Origin of the sequence: Spirillospora sp. NPDC029432, from assembly GCF_040703975.1 — a bacterium.
Taxonomy (GTDB): Bacteria; Actinomycetota; Actinomycetes; order Streptosporangiales; family Streptosporangiaceae; genus Spirillospora.
On the sequence record NZ_JBEZWH010000054.1, the window covers coordinates 34378 to 53602 of the forward strand.

19 protein-coding genes are annotated in these 19225 nt (G+C 74.2%); 12 read left to right on the forward strand and 7 right to left on the reverse strand.

Annotated features, from left to right (window positions below):
* Positions 1 to 109: 109 nt before the first annotated feature.
* Complete coding sequence (locus AB0881_RS31300; RefSeq protein ID WP_366622698.1) at positions 110 to 823, forward strand: aminoacyl-tRNA hydrolase; 714 nt, start codon at positions 110 to 112, stop codon at positions 821 to 823.
* A gap of 63 nt (positions 824 to 886) precedes the next feature.
* On the opposite strand, the gene AB0881_RS31305 is transcribed toward AB0881_RS31300, so the two are convergent.
* Positions 887 to 3439, reverse strand: coding sequence for a M14 family zinc carboxypeptidase (locus AB0881_RS31305; RefSeq protein WP_366622700.1), 2553 nt, complete (start codon positions 3437 to 3439; stop codon positions 887 to 889).
* A gap of 152 nt (positions 3440 to 3591) precedes the next feature.
* Positions 3592 to 4782: a hypothetical protein gene (locus AB0881_RS31310; protein WP_366622702.1), complete on the reverse strand. Its 1191-nt coding sequence runs from the start codon at positions 4780 to 4782 to the stop codon at positions 3592 to 3594.
* Between the two features lie 205 nt (positions 4783 to 4987).
* Between AB0881_RS31310 and AB0881_RS31315 the strand changes: the two genes are divergently transcribed.
* The 6 genes from AB0881_RS31315 (at position 4988) to AB0881_RS31340 (ending at position 11037) form a co-directional block, all read left to right on the forward strand.
* Positions 4988 to 5287 carry a hypothetical protein gene (locus AB0881_RS31315; protein WP_366622704.1) on the forward strand — a complete coding sequence of 100 codons (300 nt, stop codon included), beginning with the start codon at positions 4988 to 4990 and terminating at the stop codon, positions 5285 to 5287.
* A gap of 294 nt (positions 5288 to 5581) precedes the next feature.
* Positions 5582 to 6652 (forward strand): substrate-binding domain-containing protein, encoded by a 1071-nt coding sequence (locus AB0881_RS31320; RefSeq protein ID WP_366622706.1) that lies wholly within the window; start codon positions 5582 to 5584, stop codon positions 6650 to 6652.
* Between the two features lie 96 nt (positions 6653 to 6748).
* Positions 6749 to 7534, forward strand: coding sequence for an ATP-binding cassette domain-containing protein (locus AB0881_RS31325; RefSeq protein ID WP_366622708.1), 786 nt, complete (start codon positions 6749 to 6751; stop codon positions 7532 to 7534).
* Positions 7535 to 7544: 10 nt separating this feature from the next.
* On the forward strand, positions 7545 to 8816 hold the full coding sequence (locus AB0881_RS31330; RefSeq protein ID WP_366622710.1) for an ABC transporter permease: 1272 nt from the start codon (positions 7545 to 7547) through the stop codon (positions 8814 to 8816).
* A gap of 182 nt (positions 8817 to 8998) precedes the next feature.
* Positions 8999 to 9790, forward strand: coding sequence for an ATP-binding cassette domain-containing protein (locus AB0881_RS31335; RefSeq protein ID WP_366622712.1), 792 nt, complete (start codon positions 8999 to 9001; stop codon positions 9788 to 9790).
* On the forward strand, positions 9790 to 11037 hold the full coding sequence (locus tag AB0881_RS31340; protein WP_366622734.1) for an ROK family protein: 1248 nt from the start codon (positions 9790 to 9792) through the stop codon (positions 11035 to 11037). Before AB0881_RS31335 ends, AB0881_RS31340 begins: the two co-directional genes overlap by 1 nt.
* A gap of 26 nt (positions 11038 to 11063) precedes the next feature.
* Here AB0881_RS31340 and AB0881_RS31345 read toward each other — a convergent pair whose 3' ends face one another.
* From AB0881_RS31345 to AB0881_RS31355, 3 genes are all read right to left on the reverse strand, one after another.
* Positions 11064 to 11660, reverse strand: a complete 597-nt coding sequence (locus AB0881_RS31345) for a flavin reductase family protein (RefSeq protein WP_366622714.1) — start codon at positions 11658 to 11660, stop codon at positions 11064 to 11066.
* 121 nt (positions 11661 to 11781) lie between these two features.
* Positions 11782 to 12933: a lysylphosphatidylglycerol synthase transmembrane domain-containing protein gene (locus tag AB0881_RS31350; protein WP_366622715.1), complete on the reverse strand. Its 1152-nt coding sequence runs from the start codon at positions 12931 to 12933 to the stop codon at positions 11782 to 11784.
* 178 nt (positions 12934 to 13111) lie between these two features.
* A complete protein-coding gene (locus tag AB0881_RS31355) occupies positions 13112 to 14677 on the reverse strand; it encodes a hypothetical protein (protein ID WP_366622717.1) in 1566 nt (521 codons plus the stop codon).
* A gap of 127 nt (positions 14678 to 14804) precedes the next feature.
* Between AB0881_RS31355 and AB0881_RS31360 the strand changes: the two genes are divergently transcribed.
* Positions 14805 to 15497 (forward strand): HAD-IA family hydrolase, encoded by a 693-nt coding sequence (locus AB0881_RS31360; protein ID WP_366622719.1) that lies wholly within the window; start codon positions 14805 to 14807, stop codon positions 15495 to 15497.
* A gap of 7 nt (positions 15498 to 15504) precedes the next feature.
* Here the strand turns inward: AB0881_RS31360 and AB0881_RS31365 are convergent, their stop codons facing one another.
* Both AB0881_RS31365 and AB0881_RS31370 read right to left on the reverse strand, forming a co-directional pair.
* Positions 15505 to 15975, reverse strand: coding sequence for a ferritin-like domain-containing protein (locus tag AB0881_RS31365; RefSeq protein ID WP_366622721.1), 471 nt, complete (start codon positions 15973 to 15975; stop codon positions 15505 to 15507).
* A complete protein-coding gene (locus tag AB0881_RS31370) occupies positions 15972 to 16484 on the reverse strand; it encodes a hypothetical protein (protein ID WP_366622722.1) in 513 nt (170 codons plus the stop codon). Before AB0881_RS31370 ends, AB0881_RS31365 begins: the two co-directional genes overlap by 4 nt.
* 190 nt (positions 16485 to 16674) lie before the next feature.
* On the opposite strand from AB0881_RS31370, the gene rimP reads away from it, so the two are divergent.
* From rimP to AB0881_RS31390, 4 genes are all read left to right on the forward strand, one after another.
* Entirely contained in the window at positions 16675 to 17319 is a 645-nt protein-coding gene (gene rimP, locus AB0881_RS31375) for a ribosome maturation factor RimP (RefSeq protein ID WP_366622724.1), read from the forward strand.
* Between the two features lie 24 nt (positions 17320 to 17343).
* Complete coding sequence (nusA, locus tag AB0881_RS31380; protein ID WP_366622725.1) at positions 17344 to 18390, forward strand: transcription termination factor NusA; 1047 nt, start codon at positions 17344 to 17346, stop codon at positions 18388 to 18390.
* 118 nt (positions 18391 to 18508) lie between these two features.
* On the forward strand, positions 18509 to 18775 hold the full coding sequence (locus AB0881_RS31385) for a YlxR family protein (protein ID WP_366622727.1): 267 nt from the start codon (positions 18509 to 18511) through the stop codon (positions 18773 to 18775).
* A gap of 108 nt (positions 18776 to 18883) precedes the next feature.
* A partial coding sequence (locus tag AB0881_RS31390; protein ID WP_366622729.1) for a translation initiation factor IF-2 N-terminal domain-containing protein occupies positions 18884 to 19225 on the forward strand: 342 nt, incomplete at its 3' end.

The window sequence follows — 19225 nt, forward strand, 5'->3', positions numbered from 1 at the left end:
CCTGATCGTCCCGCACCACGTCGAACGATCGGGAGGCGTCACTAGTTGCCCGTACCCACAGGGCCGCCGTGCCAACAGCGCGCGGCGGCCCGGATGGAATACTCCTGCCGTGAGCACACCCGACGGCCCCCTTGACGAGCCCCTCGACGAGCCTCTCGACGCCTTCGACGAGCCGCCGTGGGCGATGCAGCTGGTGGCGCGGGCCGAGAAGGCGTCGCCGCCCGCGCACACCGCCGTGTGCGCGGCGGCCGCGACCGCGGTGGTGCGGCTGCTGACCGACCCGCGGGCGGCCGATCCGGACGGCGAGTGGTTCCCGTTCGTGCGCCGCTGGGAGTCGGGGCGGATCCGCAAGGTGACGCGGCGGGCGCGCGGCGTGCGCTGGCCCGAGGTGCAGGAGCTGCCCGGCGTGACCGTCGATCATGACGGCGCGGAGGTGCGGGCGTTCGTCCCCGGCCCGGTCACCGAGGTGCCGCCGGAGCTGTCGAAGCTCCAGGTCGCGGGGCTCGATCTGGCGGACGGGCCCGAGGACGCGGTGCCGGAGCCGCCCAAGCCGCCGTACGCGGCGATCGCCCTCAACCCCGACGTGCCGATGACGACCGGCAAGGCGGCCGCCCAGTCGGGGCATGCCGCGCAGCTGCTCCTGCGGCAGGCGGGCGCGGCGGAGGTGGAGGCGTGGATCGAGGGCGGGCTGCGGGTGCACATCGCGCGCGACGTCCCGTGGCGGCGCTGCGTCGGGCGCGCGACGGTCGCGGTGCGCGACGCCGGGTTCACCGAGGTCCCGCCCGGGACGATGACCGCCATCGGGTGGATCGTCACCGGCTGAACGGCGGCGGGCCGGCCCTTCCGATGGAAGGACCGGCCCGCCGCGCCGTTCACGGCCTTCGGGTCACGGCAGGGTCACCGCGATGGGGGTGATCCCGGACTTGCGGATCTGCGACGCCAGCCGTCCCGCGAACGGATGCCGGTCGGCCGTCAGCCCGCGCGGGTTGTCGATGACGTAGTGCACCGCGTCCCCGCCGCGCCGCTCGGTCCACTTGGCCCCGACCGACCGCATCAGCGCGGCCGTGCGGGCGGCGTCGCCCGGCCTGACCGAGACCCGGATGGGCGACTCGGCCTGCGGCAGCGCCGCCGCCTTCGCGGCGGCCGTCCCCGACGGCGCGGGAGCGGCGAGCACGGACGCGCCCGGCTCCGGGTCGGGCCCGAGGATCGCGTTGGCCAGCAGCTTCGCCGTCCCGTCGGTGAACGCCCGGAAGTTGGGCTCGCCGCCGAACAGCACCGTGCGGCCCGCGCCGACCGGCTCGTCGACGACCGCGGCGGTCCCGCCGAGCTCGGCCGCGCCGCGCTCGAACCCGGACACGAACCAGTCGGGCGAGTCCGCCGCCGGGTACCGCACCGCGACCTTCGCCGGGTCGGGCTGGCGCATCACCAGGTCGTACGAGTAGAACTGCCAGGCGGTCGCGCCCACGTCGTCGGCCAGCGGGCTCTTCCGGTCGACGTTGACGCGGAACAGCGTGCCGGGGACGTCCGAGGTGGGCTCGCTGAGCTGCGCGGTGGTCAGCCCGAGCCGCGCGGCCAGCTCCGTGCCGCCCTGCCAGCCGACGTACCGGCCGCCGTCCTGGGTCCACTTCTGCAGCGCCGCCCGGCCGCCCGCGCCGAGCCCGTCGTACGCGGCGCCCGCCGGGCCGTTCGGCACCAGCAGCACCTCGACGCCCTTGAGCTTCCCGGCCGCCACGTCGGCGGGCGTCATGAGCGTGAACGGCAGCCGCCAATCGCGGTCGAGCCTGTGCCGCAGCCATCCGGCCGACTGGCGCGCCGCGGACGAGGTGTCCGACAGCTGCAGCACGCCGATCTTCGGCTTTCCGCCGTGGCGCGCGGCTGCGTTCTCCCCGTGCTCCCCGCGCTGCTCCGGTACGGACGAGGCGCGCGGCCGCAGTTCGGCGCCGGACGAGCCGCCCGACACGTTCCCCAGCAGCGGGAGGCTCCAGGCCGTCACGTCGTAGAAGTACGGGAACGGCGTGTAGGAGTCCTCGTTCAGCATGGCCTGGACCCAGTGCTTCTGCACCTGCGCCATGGGGATCCAGTACGTGCCGGCGGGAAGCGTCGTGCGCGCCTCGGCACGCCCGTACGCCTTGTAGTCCGGCACGTTCAGCGGCCTCGTCAGCCGCTCGACGCGCACGCCCATCCGCTGGAGCCGCCGCACGATGGTCCGCACCTCGGCGCGCTTGGACCGGTCGTCGGCGCGCAGGAAGTAGTGCCGCACCGCGCGGTCGGGCACCGGCCGGTCGACCTGGTTCGGCGGGTTGTAGATCTGGTTGGGCTCCAGCCGCCCCGCCTGCCCCTGCCGGTAGGCGTCCACGGCCATCTTGCGCCACTCGGTCAGGATCTTCCGCCGGTTGGCGGCCGCCTGCGACAGCGTCACCCACTGCGTCAGGTACTGCTCGCGGAACCGGTCCGGGTACGGGCTGTCGCCGCCCTTCTCGAACGTCATCCCGGCGGCGTGGAACGCGGTGGTCGGGACCGTGTCGCCGTACCCCTGGTAGAAGAGGTCGTAGACGTCGCGGTTGAAGAAGTCGATGCCCTGCCGGTCGAACTCGGCGGCCATCGCCGCGCCGTACATGTCGTTGATCCACCCGATCGCCTCCTCGGGCGTCTCGTGGTAGATCGGGTCGGCGTTCGGCGGGAAGAAGTAGGAGTCGCCGCCCATCTCGTGCGCGTCGATGTAGAGCTGCGGCGGGTACTGGTTGAGCATCGCCAGCTTGCCGTCGGTCTCGGGCTGGGTGCGCGCGAACCAGTCCCGGTTCATGTCGAACCCGTACGCGTTCTGCCGGGTGTTCGCCTCGCGGCCGTCCGGGTTCTGCGTCGGCAGCACGATGACGAGCGCGTTCTCCAGGACGTTCGCCGCGGCGCAGTCGGTGCGGTCGCCGAGGTCGCGCAGCACTTGGAGTGCGGCGTCGGTGCCGCTGGGCTCGTCGCCGTGCACGTTGCCGCTCACCCACAGGATCGGCACGCCGCGCTCGGCGATCCTCTTGGCGAGGGCGTCGGGGGTGCGCGGGTCGCGCAGCCGGGCCGCGTCGGAGCGCACCTTCGCCAGGCCGGCCCGCGACAGCAGGTCGGGCTCGCCGACGATGGCGTACTTGAGGGGGCGTCCCTGCGCGCTCTTGGCCAGCGTCCCGGAGACGACGCGCTCGCTCCTGGCGGCGACCGTCTCCAGGTAGCGGTCGGACTCGGCGGCGGTGACCTGCCGCTCGCCGAGCTCGATGCCGAGGACCTGCTCGGGAGAGGGGACCTTGCCGCGGTACTCCGGCTTCGTCCCCGTCGGGTCACAGGCCGGGGCCTTGACCGGTGCGGCGGGCTGCGCCGCGGCGGAGGCCGCGAACGCCGCCGGAGCCGCCAGCGACGTGGCCATCACCACCGACCACGCGAGTTTTCGGGCTCTCATGTGCCACAAAGCTGGCAGCGGCCGAATCGTTCACCAACGGCAACTGTTGACGAGAACGTTCCGGCCGGTCGGGCGGCGTCCCCCTTGACGCGGCGCCGTTCGTGAAGGCCGGCGGCGGTGAACGTGCCGGGGTGCGCCGGCGGCCTACCGCGCTACTTCTCCGGCTCGTCCGGCAGCTCCATCGGCCGGGTGGCGTTCGCGGGCACGTCCCCGGAGGCGCGCGGCTTCGGCGGCTCGAACGCCTGGGTCGCCTCGGAGTCCTGCCGGGACCCGGTGTCGGCGACGGTCTCGGAGTCGTCCTCGGAGACCGTGTCGTCGTCGGCGTCCGGAGCGTCCGGAGCGGCGGGAGGCTCGGCGGCCTCGGGCGGCGGCGTCGGCGCGGGCGGCTTGGGCAGGGGCAGGCCCTCGGCCCGCGTCACCTCGGTCCCGGCCGCCGATGGAGCCGCGGGGGCCGGTGCGGGCGAGGGAGCCGGGGCGGGAGCGGGCGCGGAGGAAGGAGCAGGAGTGGAAGCGGGAGCGGGAGCCGGGCGCTGGTTGTGCTGCCACGGCAGCGCGTTGCCGCCGGTGGCGGACTTGGCCGCCTCCTGCCAGCGGTTGAGCGTGGCGAGGGCGAACTCCTGCGTACGGGTCAGCGGCCTGCCGGGAACGGGCGCGGAGCCGGGGGCCGGGACGGGAGCCGCCGCCGGCGGGGCGGCGGGAGCCGGGGCGTCACCGGCGGGGACGGACTGAGCCGCCTGCGCCGCCTGCGCCGCCTCGGGCCGCGGCTGCGCCTTGGCCGCCCGGCCCACCCGCGCCTTCACGCTCAGCCCGTACGAGACGAACAGCAGCAGCGCGAAGGCCGCCAGGTAGACGGCGTGCTCCAGCAGGCCGCCCCACTTGCCCTTGACGACGTCCAGGACGGCGAAGACGGCGAACCCCGCGAGCCAGCCGGTCAGCGCGGGCAGGAACCAGATGTCGCGGCGGCGCACGACGCCGGCGAGCGCGAGCGCGACCAGCGCCAGCTCGACCATCTTGACCGCGGCCAGGACGGGGGTGGCCATGCCCGCGCCGATGTACCCGGCCAGCTCCTCGCGCCGGTCGTTCCAGCCGATCAGCGCGGTGGCGAACCCGGTCGCGCCGTACGCGACGAGGAAGATCCCGATCGGGTAGTGGAACCGGTGCCAGTTCCGGCCCCCGCCGGCGCTCGCGGGCGGCGCGGCGGGCGCGGGCCCGGACGCCGGCGGCTCGGGCGGGCGGGGCAGCGGCGGGGGCGCCGGGGCGGTGCCGGGCGCCTCGGGGAGCGGCAGGTCGGGCCGGGTCAGATCCCGGGGTGTCTCCGGGCTCGGTCCCGCGTGCGCCGTCATGCAAAAGCCCCCATCTGGACGACCGTCTGGTACGCGCAAGATATCCCGGATCGCGGTTCGGCATTCACGGGTCCGCCCGCCTCGCCCCGAGGTTTTGCGCGCGCGACGGCTCTGACCTGCCCGAAGTGCTTGCGGACGGGACGGGGAGGGAGGAGGCTGAATCCGCGCCGGGCCGCCCGGCCAGACGATGTCCGATGGAGCGACGATGACGCCAGGGGAGACGGGCACGGCCGCCGCGTCGGCGCGGACGCGCATCCGCCTGCTGGAGGAGCTCGGCGACGAGCTGGTGCCGCTGGGTTTCACGGTGCGGCTGTCCCACCCGCGCGGCCAGGCGCCGTTCCTGCAGGTGGTGAATCCCGACGCGGCCGCGCTCGCGGAGAACGTGCTGGCCGAGGAGGCCGCCGACGGCTGGTGGTACCGCTGGTCGTGGTCGGAGCGCATCGCGCCCGCCGCCGACGTGGCCGCGGTCGCCGCCAGGGTCGCCCAGGTGCTCGCGGCCCGCTGATCCCCGCCTGCCCGCCGACCGGGCCGGGCCAGGGGCGGGACCGGAGCGGGCCGGCCGCCCTTGATCGGAAATGTTGAGGCGCCGAACATTCGCGCCCGTTCCGCCGTGCCCGCGCGCCCGCGCGTTCAAGATCACGTATCCGCACGTCGATCGCGTGTTATTTGATTGTTACGGCGGACAACAAATTGGGGGTCGACTAATCGGGCGACCGGGACATAAGTTGCGAGGCACAACATTCGCCCGTGTGACCACCGTCACCGGCGGATTCCCACCCCCCAGAAAGGACCCGGGCCCATGCGCAAGGGGATCCTCAGCCTCACCGCCGTGTCGGCGGCCGCGGTGCTCACGCTCGCGGCCTGCGGGGACGGCGAGGAGGGCGGCGGCGAGAACGAGCAGGGCAAGATCGGCGTGATCCTGCCCGACACCAAGTCCTCGGTCCGCTACGAGAGCTTCGACCGGCCGTACCTGGAGCAGGCGTTCAAGGCCGCCGGCGTCAAGTACGACATCCAGAACGCCGAGGGCTCGACCCAGCGCTTCCAGACCATCGCCGACCAGATGCTCACCAGCGGCGTCACCGTCCTGGTCGTGGACGGGATCGACTCCAACTCGGCCGCCGCCGTGCAGCGCAAGGCGCAGCAGCAGGGCGTCAAGACGATCGACTACGACCGGCTCACCCTCGGCGGCGTCTCCGACTACTACGTCTCGTTCGACAACGTGAAGGTCGGCGAGGAGCTCGGCAAGGGCCTGCAGAAGTGCCTGGGCGACAAGAACGCCAACATCGCGTACCTGAACGGCGCCCCCACCGACAACAACGCCACCCTGTTCGCGCAGGGCGCGCACAGCGTCCTCGACAAGGTGACCAAGTACAAGAAGGTCGCCGAGCAGGCCGTGCCCGAGTGGGACAACCAGCGGGCCGCCACCATCTTCGAGCAGATGTGGACCCAGCAGAACGGGAAGATCGACGGCGTGCTGGCCGCCAACGACGGCGTCGGCAACTCCGCCATCTCGATCCTGAAGAAGAACAACCAGGGCGGGAAGGTGCCGGTCACCGGGCAGGACGCCACCGTCCAGGGCCTGCAGAACATCCTCGACGGCACCCAGTGCATGACCGTGTACAAGCCGGTCAAGCAGGAGGCCGACGCGGCCGCCAAGCTCGCCCTCGCCGTCCTCAAGGGGCAGAAGGCCGAGACCAACGGGACCGTCGACGACCCGCAGGGCAAGCGCAAGGTGCCCTCGGTGCTGCTGACCCCGATCGGGGTGGACAAGAGCAACATCAAGCAGGTCGTGGACGACGGGTTCGTGAAGAAGGAAGAGCTCTGCGCCGGGCCGTACGCGGACAAGTGCGCCGACGCCGGCATTCAGTGACCCCTCGCGGCGGGTCCCGCCGCTGTGCCGCGCCCGCGCCGCCGGCGCGGGCGCGGCCGGGACCCGCCGCGGGCACGTCCCCCTGGAAGGAAGCACGTGGCAGAAAACGGTGACCCCGTCCTCCGCCTGACCGGGCTCAACAAGAGCTTCGGCGCCGTCCACGTCCTGCACGACGTGGACTTCGCCGTGCGGGCCGGCGAGGTGATGGCCCTCGTCGGCGACAACGGCGCGGGCAAGTCCACCCTCATCAAGTGCATCGCCGGGATCCACCCGATCGATTCCGGGACGATCGAGTTCGACGGCCGGCAGGTGGAGATCGGCGGACCGCGGGACGCCGCGGCGCTCGGCATCGAGGTGGTCTACCAGGATCTCGCGCTGGCCGACAATCTGGACATCGTGCAGAACATGTTCCTCGGCCGCGAGCGCCGCCGCGGCATCGTGCTCGACGAGGACTCGATGGAGCAGGCGGCCCGCGAGACCCTCGCCCGGCTGTCGGTCCGCACCGTCAAGTCGGTGCGCCAGCAGGTCGCGAGCCTGTCGGGCGGGCAGCGGCAGACCGTCGCGATCGCCAAGGCCGCGCTCTGGGAGTCCAAGGTCGTGATCCTGGACGAGCCCACCGCCGCGCTCGGCGTCGCCCAGACCCGCCAGGTCCTCGACCTGGTCCGGCGGCTCGCCGACACCGGCCACGCCGTGGTGCTGATCTCGCACAACATGAACGACGTGTTCGAGGTGGCCGACCGCGTCACCGCGCTCTACCTCGGCCGGGTGGCCGCGGACGTGAAGCGCGCCGACGTCACCACCGGGCAGGTCGTGGAGCTCATCACCGCCGGCCGTTCCGGCGATCTCGGCCTCGCGCCGGCGACCGCCGCAGAGAACATCTGAAGGGGCTTCGATGTCCATCGACAAGGGTGCCGCCATGAAGCTGGCGGACTCCGACTTCGCCGCCGACCGGCGCCCGCGGGACGTGCGGTCGGCGCTCGGCGACTACTGGGGCCGCGTGCGGTCGGGCGACCTCGGCGCGCTGCCGGCCATCCTCGGCCTGGCCGGGCTGGTCGTCCTCTTCACCGCGCTGCGCCCCGAGACGTTCCTCAGCGAGCGCAACATCGCCAACCTGTTCACCCAGGCGATGCCGGTGACGATCCTGGCCATGGGCCTGGTGTTCGTGCTGCTGCTCGGCGAGATCGACCTGTCGGCCGGCGTGGCCAGCGGGGTCTGCGGCGGCGTGATGGCCAAGCTGATGGTCGACGCGGGCCAGCCCTGGTACGTGGCGGTGCTGTCGGCGGTCGCGGCCGGCATCGTGATCGGCACCGCGATCGGCTGGCTGGTCGCGGTGGTGCGGATCCCGTCGTTCGTGGTCACGCTCGCGCTGTTCCTCGGCCTCCAGGGGATCACGCTGCGGCTGATCGGCCAGGGCGGCACCGTGCCGGTGCACGACGAGGTGATCGTCGCGCTGGCCAACAAGAACATGCCGGTCTGGCTCGGCTGGGCGCTGGCCGCGGTGACCGCCGCCGGATACGCGGTGATCCAGCTGTGGCGGTGGCGCCGCCAGCACGAGCGCGGGCTGGCGTCCAAGCCGGTCCAGCTGGTGGTCGCGCAGGTCGCGGTGGTCGCGGTCGCGCTGCTGTTCGGCACGTACGTGCTCAGCCTGGACCGCGCGCCGAGCCCGGCGATCACGCTGGCCGGGGTGCCGTGGGGCGTCCCGCTGGTGGCGCTGCTGCTGATCGTGGCGACGTTCGTGCTCGGCCGCACCGCCTACGGGCGGCACCTGTACGCCATCGGCGGCAACGCCGAGGCCGCCCGGCGGGCCGGGATCAACGTCACCCGGTTGCGGATGTCGGTCTTCATGATCTGCTCCGGGCTGGCCGCGATCGCGGGCATCTTCGCCGCGTCCCGCCTCAACTCGGTCACCCCCGACGCGGGCGCCGGCAACACGCTGCTGTTCGCGGTCGGCGCCGCCGTCATCGGCGGCACGAGCCTGTTCGGCGGGCGCGGCCGGGCCCGCGACGCGGTGCTCGGCGGCCTGGTGGTGGCCAGCATCGAGAACGGGCTGGGCCTGCTGGGCGCCAAGGCGTACGTCAACTTCCTCATCACCGGCGCCGTGCTGCTGCTCGCCGCCAGCATCGACGCGCTGGCGCGGCGCCGCAGGGCGTCGACGGGCCGATGAACCCGGGCGCGGGGACGGGGGAGCCGGAGGCGCTGGCCACCGGCCTCCCGTCCCCGTTCGAGGGGCGCGGGACCGCCTTCCGGGCACGGGACGCTGCTGCTACGCTCGCCAGGCGTGACCGTCTTTCGCCCGATGACGGTGCGGCACGGTGGGAGCCCCTGGATGATCTGGACGGGCACGGCATGTCAGTGACACCCGTTCTCGACCTTCGCGGCATCGACAAGAGCTTCGGTCCCGTCAAGGTCCTGCAGGACGTCTCGTTCACCGCCTACCCGGGCGAGGTCACCGCGCTCGTCGGCGACAACGGCGCGGGCAAGACGACGCTGGTGAAGTGCATCGGCGGCATCCACCCGTTCGACTCGGGCAGCTACCTGTGGAACGGCCGCCCGGTCCGCGTCGGCAGCCCGCGCGAGGCGGCCGACCTCGGCATCGAGGTCGTGCACCAGGACCTCGCGCTGTGCGAGAACCTCGACATCGTCCAGAACATGTTCCTCGGCCGCGAGCGGCGCCGCGGGCCCGTCCTGGACGAGTCCGCGATGGAGGAGCTGGCGGTCACCACGCTGGCGTCGCTGTCGGTCCGCACGATGCGTTCGGTGCGGCAGCGCGTCTCGGCGCTGTCGGGCGGCCAGCGGCAGACCGTCGCGATCGCCCGCGCCGTGCTGTGGGACAGCAGGCTGGTCGTGCTGGACGAGCCCGCCGCCGCGCTCGGCGTCGCCCAGACCCAGCAGGTGCTGGAACTGGTCCGGCGGCTGGCCGACAAGGGGCTGGCCGTGGTGCTGATCTCGCACAACATGAACGACGTGTTCGCGGTGTCGGACCGGATCGCCGCGCTCTACCTCGGCCGGATGGTCGCCCAGGTCAGGACCGCCGACGTCACCCACGCGCAGGTCGTCGAGCTGATCACCTCGGGCCGCAGCGGCGACCTCGGCCTGGTCCGCGAGGCGGACGCCCCGGCGGCGGGACCGCCCGCATGATGAGGGCGGGCCCGTCACAAGAGGAGATCCGGCGCCACAACCTCGGCACCCTGCTGCGCTTCGTGCACCTGCGCGGCCCCGCCTCGCGCGCGACGCTGGCCGGGGCGCTCGGCCTCAACCGCAGCACGATCATGGCGCTGACCGCCGACCTGACCGCCGCCGGGCTGGTGCGCGAGGAGCTGCCGCGCAGCCCCGGCCGCCGGGCCGGCCGGCCGTCGCTGGTGGTGCGGCCCGAGTCGACCCGGGTGTACGTGCTGGCGTTCGACGTCGGCGTCGACCGGCTCGGGGTCGCGCGCGTCGGGCTCGGCGGCGAGATCCTCGACCGGCGCGAGGCGGCCCGCGAGCGCGGCCCGTCCGGCCCGTCCGACCCGGCGGAGCTGGTCGGCGCGCTGGCGGCGGCGGCGCGCTCGCTGGTGCGCAAGGCCGGGCGGGACTCGGTGTGCGTCGGCGCGGCGCTGGCGTTCCCCGGCACGGTCCGCCGCGCCGACGACCAGATCATGTTCGGCCCGAACCTTGACATCGGCGACCTGGCGCTCGGCGAGGCGCTGTCGCGCCGACTCGGCCTCGGCATCCCGGTGTCGGTGTGCAACGACGCCAACCTCGGCGCGCTGGCCGAGCATGAGCGCGGTTCGGGCGTCGGCTGCGACAACCTCATCTACCTGCACGGCGACGTCGGGGTCGGCGGCGGCATCATCGTCGGCGGCCGGCTGCTGGGCGGCGAGGAGGGGTTCGGCGGGGAGATCGGCCACATGGTGGTCAACCCGGGCGGCCGGGGCTGCGCCTGCGGGTCGCGCGGCTGCCTGGAGGCGGAGGTGGGGGAGCGGACCCTGCTGGCGCACGCAGGCCGCGAGGAGGTCCCCGGGACGGCCGGCCGCGACGCCGTCCGCGCGGTGGTCGACGCCGCCGACCGGGGCGACATCGTGGCGCGCGACGCGCTGCACCGGGTCGGCACCTGGCTGGGCTGGGGCGTGGCCAACCTGGTCAACATCTTCAACCCGGGCCTGGTCGTGTTCGGCGGCACGCTCCGCGACGTCTACCTGGGGTCGGCGGCGCAGGTGCGCAGCGTGCTGGCGACGGGCGCGCTGGCGGCGCCCCGGGAGAAGGTCCGCCTGCGCACGGCCGCGCTCGGGGACGACACGACGCTCGTGGGAGCGGCGGAGTTCGCGTTCGCCGAGGTCCTGGCGGACCCGGTCCAGGTCCTGGCGCGGCTGCGCGCGCCCGAGGACGCGCCCGTCACCTCTACCTAGGGTCCACGCAGGGACTGCGGGGCGGGTTAGGCGTCGAGGCGGCCGTACTCGCCCTTGTAGAACAGCAGCGGCTCGCCGTCCCGGGCACGGGCGAGGTGCCGGACGCGGGCCACGACGATCACATGGTCGCCGGCGGGGTGCTCGGCCTCGACCTCGCACTCGATCCAGGCCAGCCCGCCGTCGATCACCGGCGCGCCCGCGGGCGACTCCGTCCAGCCGATGCCGGCGAACTTGTCGCCGCCCTTCGCCGCCAGCCGCTCGCAGACGTCCGCCTGCGACTCGCCGAGGATGTTGACGCACAGCCGGCCGGCGGCGCGCAGCCGCGGCCACGTCGAGCTGGTGTGCGCCACGCAGAACGCCACCAGCGGAGGGTCCAGCGAGACCGAGGTGAACGAGTTGGCGGCCAGCCCGGTCGGCCGCCCCGACGCCGGATCGACGGCCGTGATCGCGACCACCCCGGTCGCGAACCGGCCGAGCACCGAGCGGAAGCGGGCGGTGTCGATGTCGGCGACCGGTGCGGGCGCCGCGGGCGCGGAAGACCGCTTTGGAGCCGGAACCGCGCCGGCGGGACTGGGCGCGGAGCCCGGTACGGACGCCCTGGCTGCGGTCGCTCCGTCGGCCATGAAACCCGAACCCTCCTGTAGCCGTGCGTTGCAGTCGCCCCTCGTACAACCGGCGCGGGCCCGGAAGATTCCCGTTCGGGCGGTTCCGGGGAGGGTTCGGCGGAGATTCGCGTGGAGCCCTCTATGGGCGGCGGGTGCCGGGCGGCCGCAGGTTCTGCGCCGCCGCGTACGGGGACATCGCCATGGCGGCCGCCGACAGGCCGGCGAGCACCGCCCGCCCGGCCACCGTGAGGCGCGCCCGGACGCGGGCCCTCGTACGGGCGGAGAGCCGGGCGCCCTCGTGCAGCCCGAGCCAGGCCAGCCAGCCGACCGCGACCACGGCGACGTACGAGACCAGCCGGTAGAGGCCGACGGCCGCGCCCGCCGGGGCCAGCGTCGCGCCGAGCGCGACCAGCGCGGCGGCCATGCTGCTCTCGATCGCGCCGAGCCCGCCCGGCAGCAGCGGCAGCACGCTGCCCGCCGCCTGCGCCGCGAAGTAGGCCAGCGCCACCACGTGCGGGGCGATGTCGATCCCGACCGCCTGCGCCGCCGCGAAGAGCGCGAGGATGTCGAACACCCAGTTGACCAGGGCCAGCGCCGCCAGCGCGGCCCAGTCGCGGCGGGCCGGGCGCAGCACCCGGCGGCCGTCCCGCAGGCCCTCCACGTGGGGCGCGATCCGCGGCCGGGCGAGCAGCGCCCGCAGCGCCCGGCCCGCCGCCGCGGCCAGCCGGGCGCGCGGGCCGCGCCGGACCAGGATCAGCGCCGCGGCCGCCGCCAGGACGGCCGGGGCGAGCAGCGCCGCCAGCGCCGCCTCCCGGGCCTGCGGCGCCGCGAGCAGGGCCAGCAGCGCGATGGCCGAGTACGCGGCCGTGGTGATCACGCCGCCCGCCAGGATCACCGCCGTGGCCAGCTGCGCGGTGGCCCCGCTGTGCCGGAACTGCCGGAACGTGTAGACCACGCTCACCGCGGGGCCGGCCGGAAGCGTGGTGGACAGGGCGTTCCCGGCGTACGTCACCGCGATCGCCCGGCGCAGCGTGAGCCGGACCCCGCCGATCCGCAGCAGCCGCCGCTGGAGCCGGGCGAACGCGCCCATCGAGATCGCCGAGGCCATCACGACCAGCAGGATCCACGCCGGATGCGCCCGCGCCGCCGCGTCCCACATGGCACCGAAGTCGGGCAGCCGGTCCCGGAACGCGACCAGCAGCACGATCGCCGAGATCCCGAGGCCCCACTGGACCAGCGCCCTCGCGCCGGGACGGCGCCGCGGGGCGGGCGGGGCCGCTGAAGAAGGCAAGGAAGGCGAGGCAGGTGAGGCGGGGCGCGTAGAAGCCGCGACCTGATCGCTCATGTCCCGGTCACCTCGCAAGCTAGCCCCGCTCGGCGCAACCCCTCATTTCGTACCGGCATTCCCCCATGCGGATAACGAAAATCGTGATGTGGCGGTCGTCACGCGGCCCGTTCGGGACACCCGCTCAGGAACGGTCGCGCACCGCCGCCAGACCGCCCACGACGCCGACGTACGCCGTCCCGTCCGGGCCGAGCGTGACCGGCGCCCAGTTGTTGTCGAACCACTTGCCGGTGCCCGTCAGGACCTTGTAGACGGTCCTGCCGGTGTGGACGTCCACCGCCGTCAGGTACCAGGCGTCGACCAGGTCCTTCCTGGGCTCCTTGGTGTACAGGTACAGCAGGCCCGCCGTCACCGAGACCTTCGGAACGGTGGACGGCGAGCGCTCCTCGCTCTCCCAGACCGTGCGGCAGCCCTGCCCGTCCGCGTCGATGTCGACCCGGCTCACCCCGCCGACCGACGAGCCGCCCGGCTTCAGCTCGAAGAAGTTGCGGTAGCCGTAGTTGTTCTCGACGAAGAGGCTGTTCCCGTACCCGACCAGCGAGTTGTCCGTGGCGCTCGCCCCGCTGCCGAACACCGGCACCTTGCAGACCAGGCTCCCGTCGTCCCGCCGGTGCACCAGCACGTTCATGCGGTCGTCGGCGTTGTCGGTGATCGCCACGTAGTCCGTGCCGAGCAGCGTGGGCGTGGTGCCCGAGCCCTGGTCGATCTGGCCCGGCTTGCGGCCGCTGCCCCGGTCGTACGCCTTCCGCCAGCGGATCTCCGGGGTCCCGTCCGCGCCCGCGCGCAGCTTGTAGAGCGCGTGGTCGGAGACGATCGAGACACCGTCCGGCCCGGCGGCGAACGAGTTCTGGATGCCCTCGCCCTGGAGCCTGATCTTGCGTACGGCGCCGTTCTCCGGGTCCACGGTGCCGATCCGGCCGTTCCGCGTGATCCACCAGATCAGCCCGCCCCAGTCCGGCCCGACCGCCGTGATCGGGTCGCACTCGCCCTTGGGCCACGGGTTCGTCCAGGTCGCGCAGTCGTGCGGCAGGTGCCCGCTCAGGTCCCAGTCGTCGGTGACGGTGAAGCGCCACGCCCCGTCCGGGCCCTTCTCGTGGGCGAACCGCCGCAGGTGGAACGCCGAGTCGGCGAGCACGGCCCGGTCCTGCGGGTCGAGGTAGTAGTACGCGCCGCCGGAGGTGTCGGTGAGGATCTTGTCGAAGTCGAGGGTCACCGCGGCCGTCACCGTGGACGAGCGCTGCGGCAGCTCGTACGTCGCGAGGTCCCGCAGCGTCCCCGGATCGATCAGCCGCAGCGTGAACGTCGCCCCCCGCGTGCACTGCGCCACGATCAGCCCGCTCTTCCTGGCGAACGTCACCGTCGAGCACAGCCCCGGCAGCCCGCCCGCCTTCGCCTCGGACCGGGCCTCCGGCCGCTTCCCGAGGGGCCCGTGGAAGGGGTAGGTGTCGGAGGCGTAGCTGTCGGCGTGCATCGACGACAGCCCGACCGGCCCCTGGTGCGGGTTGGCGGGCACCGGCTCGCCCGGCAGCGGGCGCGGCGTGTGCGGGCCGCCGATGTAGGCGGGCACCCAGCCCTTCCCGGGGCCGTCGGGTACGGGCGCGGCGGCCGCCCCGGCGCCGGTCCCGAGGATCGCGGCCAGCGCCGTGCCGGCGGCCGCGGCGGCCGCGAGGTGTCTCCGGATGCGCGACATTTCCCTCACCGTTTCGCTCGTGATCCGCTCGTGTTCGCTCGTGCGTGGACGGACGGGACCCGGTCGCGCCTCCGGGCCGCACCGAAATCATGATCGACGTGTGTGTCGGAATGGTTACGATCCCGGCATGGCGGTATCTGCGGTGATCTTCGACTGGGGCGGCACGCTCACCCCGTGGCACGACATCGAACTGGGCGAGATGTGGCGGCGGATCTGCGCCGCCCACCACGAGCCCGACGAGGTGGAGGCGGTGGCCAAGGCCCTGCTCGACGCCGAGCTGGAGCTGTGGCGGCGGGGCCGGGACGAGCACCGCAGCGCCACCCTCGACGACCTCTTCGCACTGGCCGGGGTCGAGCCCACCGAGGCGCTGCTGGCCACCCAGTTCGAGGTCTGGACACCGCACACGATCATCGACCCGGCCGCGCCCGCCCTGCTCGCCGGGCTGCGCGAGCGCGGGATCAAGGTCGGCGTGCTGTCCAACACGATGTGGTCGCGCGAGTGGCACGAACGGATCTTCGCCCGGGACGGCGTCCTGGAGCTGCTGGACGGCGCCGTCTACTCCAGCGAGATCCCCTGGACCAAGCCGCACGCCGAGGCGTTCCGCGCGGCCATGGACGCCGTCGGCGCCGACGACCCGGCCGGCTGCGTGTTCGTCGGCGACCGGCCGTACGACGACATCCACGGCGCCAAGGCGGCCGGCCTCCGCGGCGTGCTCGTCCCGAACAGCACCGTCCCGGCGTACGACTCGGTGCGGCCGGACGCGACCATCGACGGCCTGGACGGGCTCATGGCCCACATCGACCGGTGGGCGGCGGCCTAGCGGCGGCTCACTCGCCGGGACGCGGCCGCGGCGTCAGGGCCGTGCCGGGCAGGCCCGGGAAGGCGGAGGCGGGACCGGCGGCCTGCGGCGGGCCGGACCGGGCCCGCCAGCGCACGGCCCGTTCCACGGCCTCCTGCATGGCCCGCGCCGCGAACCCGCGCAGCGCGGCGTCGCCCGCGCCCGCCAGGCCCGCGTACGCGGTGACGGCGTCGTCCTCCAGCGCGGCGGCGACCTGGGCCGCGGAACGCGCCGAGCCGACCGGCCGGGGAAGCTTGTAGGCGGGGGCGGCCGCGTCCGGCTTCGCGCCCATGGCCGTGATCCGGGCGGCCAGGTCGTCCCGGCGGGCGCGATGCAGGTTCCACGCCGTCCGGGCGTCCTGGCGGAGGGCGCCGCGCAGGCGCGCACCCACGACGCCGTACCCGTACACGGCCGCGTGCTCGGACCGCAGGGCCCGCTGCAAGGCGTCGACGGTGGTCATGCTCCCTCCAGGGCCGCGGCGTGGCCGGCCTCACAGGCGCCGATGCTGGCGAGGAGCTGCGCGAGGCCCGGCTCGACCTTGCCCGCCTCGGCCGCCCGCGCGGCCGCGGCCCTCTCCTCCGCCTGCCGGAGCGCCGCCAGGGCCCGCGCCCGGCCGGCCGGCGCCCGCTGCGCGCGCGGCGCCGGGATCGCGGCCTCGTCCGCCCGGTCTCCCGACCCCGGCCGGTAGTGCCGCTTCAGCACGGCCAGATGCTCGCGGTGGTGGGCCAGCGCCGGATCGATCCGGGCGGCCAGGGGCGCGTGGGCGCCGCGGACGGCCTCGTACAGGGCGATCAGGTCCTGCTCGGCCGCGATCGCGCCGACGAGGACGGTCAGCTCGGCCCGCGCCGCCGCGGTCCCGGCGTCCCGGCCTGCGCCGCCGCAGCCGCCCACGAGCGGCAGGCCCAGGGCCGCCCCGGCGCCCAGGAGCGCGCGCCGTGGCAGGGCCGTCGCCGGCACCCCTTCAGGCAAGCGCGTCTCCTCACCGAGTGGCGTGGTGATCCCGGCCCGCCGCGATCGAACCGCCCATCAGGCCAGCTCAAGCATTCCATACCCGGCGCGCCGGTGAGCCGTCCGAAAGGCCGCTGGGGTGCCCGGCTGTCGATAGTCTTGAAGGGCAACGGACACACGGCGGTATCCGCACAAACTCAGAGGAGGTCCCATGAGCGTCGAGTCCGGCGGTGGACGCGCTCACCGGGGCCGCGACGACGGCCCGGCCCCGAGCGCCCGCACGGAGGCGGTGGCCGCGCTGACCCGGCTGCTCGCGCCGGCGGTCGCCGAGGCGGGCTTCGACCTGGAAGAGGTCGACGTGCGGCCCGCGGGGCGGCGCCGGCTGGTGAAGATCGTGGTGGACGCCGACGGCGGGGTGAGCCTCGACGACGTCGCGCTGCTCAGCCAGACCGCCTCCGGCCTCCTCGACGGCTCCGACGTCATGGGCGCGGGGCCGTACGTGCTGGAGGTGACCTCGCCCGGCGTCGACCGCCCCCTCACCGAGCCCCGGCACTGGCGCCGCGCCGCGGGCCGGCTGGTCGTCGCCCCGCTGGTCGAGGGAGGCCAGATCGAGGGCCGCGTGGTGTCCGCGGACGACGAGGCGGTCGTCATCGACGTCGCCGCCCCCGCCAAGGGCCCCAAGGGGGGCAAGGGCGGCAAGGCGCCCAAGGGGGCGCCGCGGAGGACGACCAGGCGCCGGTTCGGCCTCGGCGAGCTCGGCCGGGGCCGGGTGCAGGTGGAGTTCCGCCGGGACGGCGATCCCGGCGAGCCCGCCGGTGAGGCCGCGGAATCGCGATCTCCGGCTGAGCCGGACTAGAGGGGGAGACTCGTGGACATCGACATGACCGCCTTGCGGAGCCTGGAGAGCGAGAAGGACATCTCGCTCGAGGTGGCCGTCAAGGCCATCGAAGACGCCCTGCTGATCGCGTACAACCGCACGGAGGGCGCGGCGGCCCGCGCGCGCGTCGAGCTGGACCGCAAGACCGGGCACGTGACCGTCTGGGCGACCGAGACCGACGAGGAGGGCGAGGCCGTCCGGGAATACGACGACACCCCCACGGGTTTCGGACGTATCGCGGCGACCACGGCCAAGCAGGTGATCCTGCAGCGGCTGCGGGACGCCGAGGACGAGCTCACGTTCGGCGAGTACGCCGGCCGCGAGGGCGACATCGTGTCCGGCATCATCCAGCAGGGCAAGGACCCGCGGAACGTGCTGGTCGACCTCGGCAAGATCGAGGCGGTGCTGCCCCCGCAGGAGCAGGTGCCCGGCGAGTCCTACGACCACGGCGAGCGGCTGCGGGCGTACGTCGTGCAGGTGCGCAAGGGCCACCGCGGTCCCTCGGTGCAGCTGTCGCGGACGCACCCCAACCTGGTGCGCAAGCTGTTCGCGCTGGAGGTCCCGGAGATCGCCGACGGAACGGTGGAGATCGCCGCGATCGCCCGCGAGGCCGGCCACCGCACCAAGATCGCGGTACGGTCCCGCAAGCCGGGCGTGAACGCCAAGGGCGCCTGCATCGGCCCGCTGGGCAGCCGCGTCCGCAACGTGATGCACGAGCTGCACGGCGAGAAGATCGACATCGTGGACTGGTCGGAGGACCCGGCCGAGTTCGTGGGCAACGCGCTGTCGCCGGCGCGGGTCTCGGCGGTCGAGGTCGTCGACGCCGAGGCGCGGGTGGCGCGGGTGATCGTGCCCGACTACCAGCTGTCGCTGGCGATCGGCAAGGAGGGGCAGAACGCCCGGCTGGCCGCGCGGCTCACCGGCTGGCGGATCGACATCCGGTCCGACACCGAGCAGCCGGCCGCCCCCGCGCAGGCCCCGGCGCCGGCCGCCGAGCCGGCCGCCGAGGACGGCGGGGCCGCCCCGACCCCGGGAGGCACCGCTCCATAGCCGCCCGTACCGAGCGAATATGGATCAACTACGTGAGGAGAGCATGCGACAGGTAGCGCCGAACGCTCGGCGCGGTAGACTTCCCTCACGTGGCCGGTCGGTCCCGCTGCGCACTTGCGTGGGCTGCAGGGTCCGTACGGCCAAGACCGACTTGCTGCGCCTGGTGGCGGTCGAGGGCGTCATCGTCCCCGACCACGCGGGGCGGCTGCCGGGCCGGGGCGCTCATCTGCACCCCGACCTGGGATGTCTCGAGCTCGCCGAGCGACGTCGGGCGTTCCCCCGGGCCTTCCGCCTGGCGGGGCCGCTCGACACCAGCGTGCTGCGAGACGGGCTTGCGGCGGCGACGCCGCGGCAGCAGGATGGCGAAACGGAAAGCGACGTCTAGTCGGAAGCAGGTCGAGATTGCTATGAGCGCTCGATGAGCACGCCGCGATGAGTACGGCAAGTTAGCGACGGTCCGGAGGCCGCACCCCCGGACCGAGTAGGGAGTGCAGTGGCGAAGGTCCGGGTTTACGAACTCGCCAAGGAGTTCGGTGTAGAGAGCAAGGTCGTCATGGCCAAGCTCAACGAGATGGGCGAGTTCGTACGTTCGGCGTCCTCCACGATCGAGGCGCCGGTCGTCCGCAGGCTCACAGAAGCTTTTTCCAATTCCTCCTCCGCGAAGCAGGGGGAGCGCAAGGGCGGCGCCAAGCGCCCCGGCCCGCGCCCGTCGGCGCCGCGGCCAGGGCCCGGCCCGTCCGGTTCGGCGTCTCCGGGCGCCCAGCAGGGCGCCAGGCCGGCCCCGCCGAAGCCGGGGCCCCGCCCGCCCGCGCCCAAGCCGGGCCCGGCGGCTCCC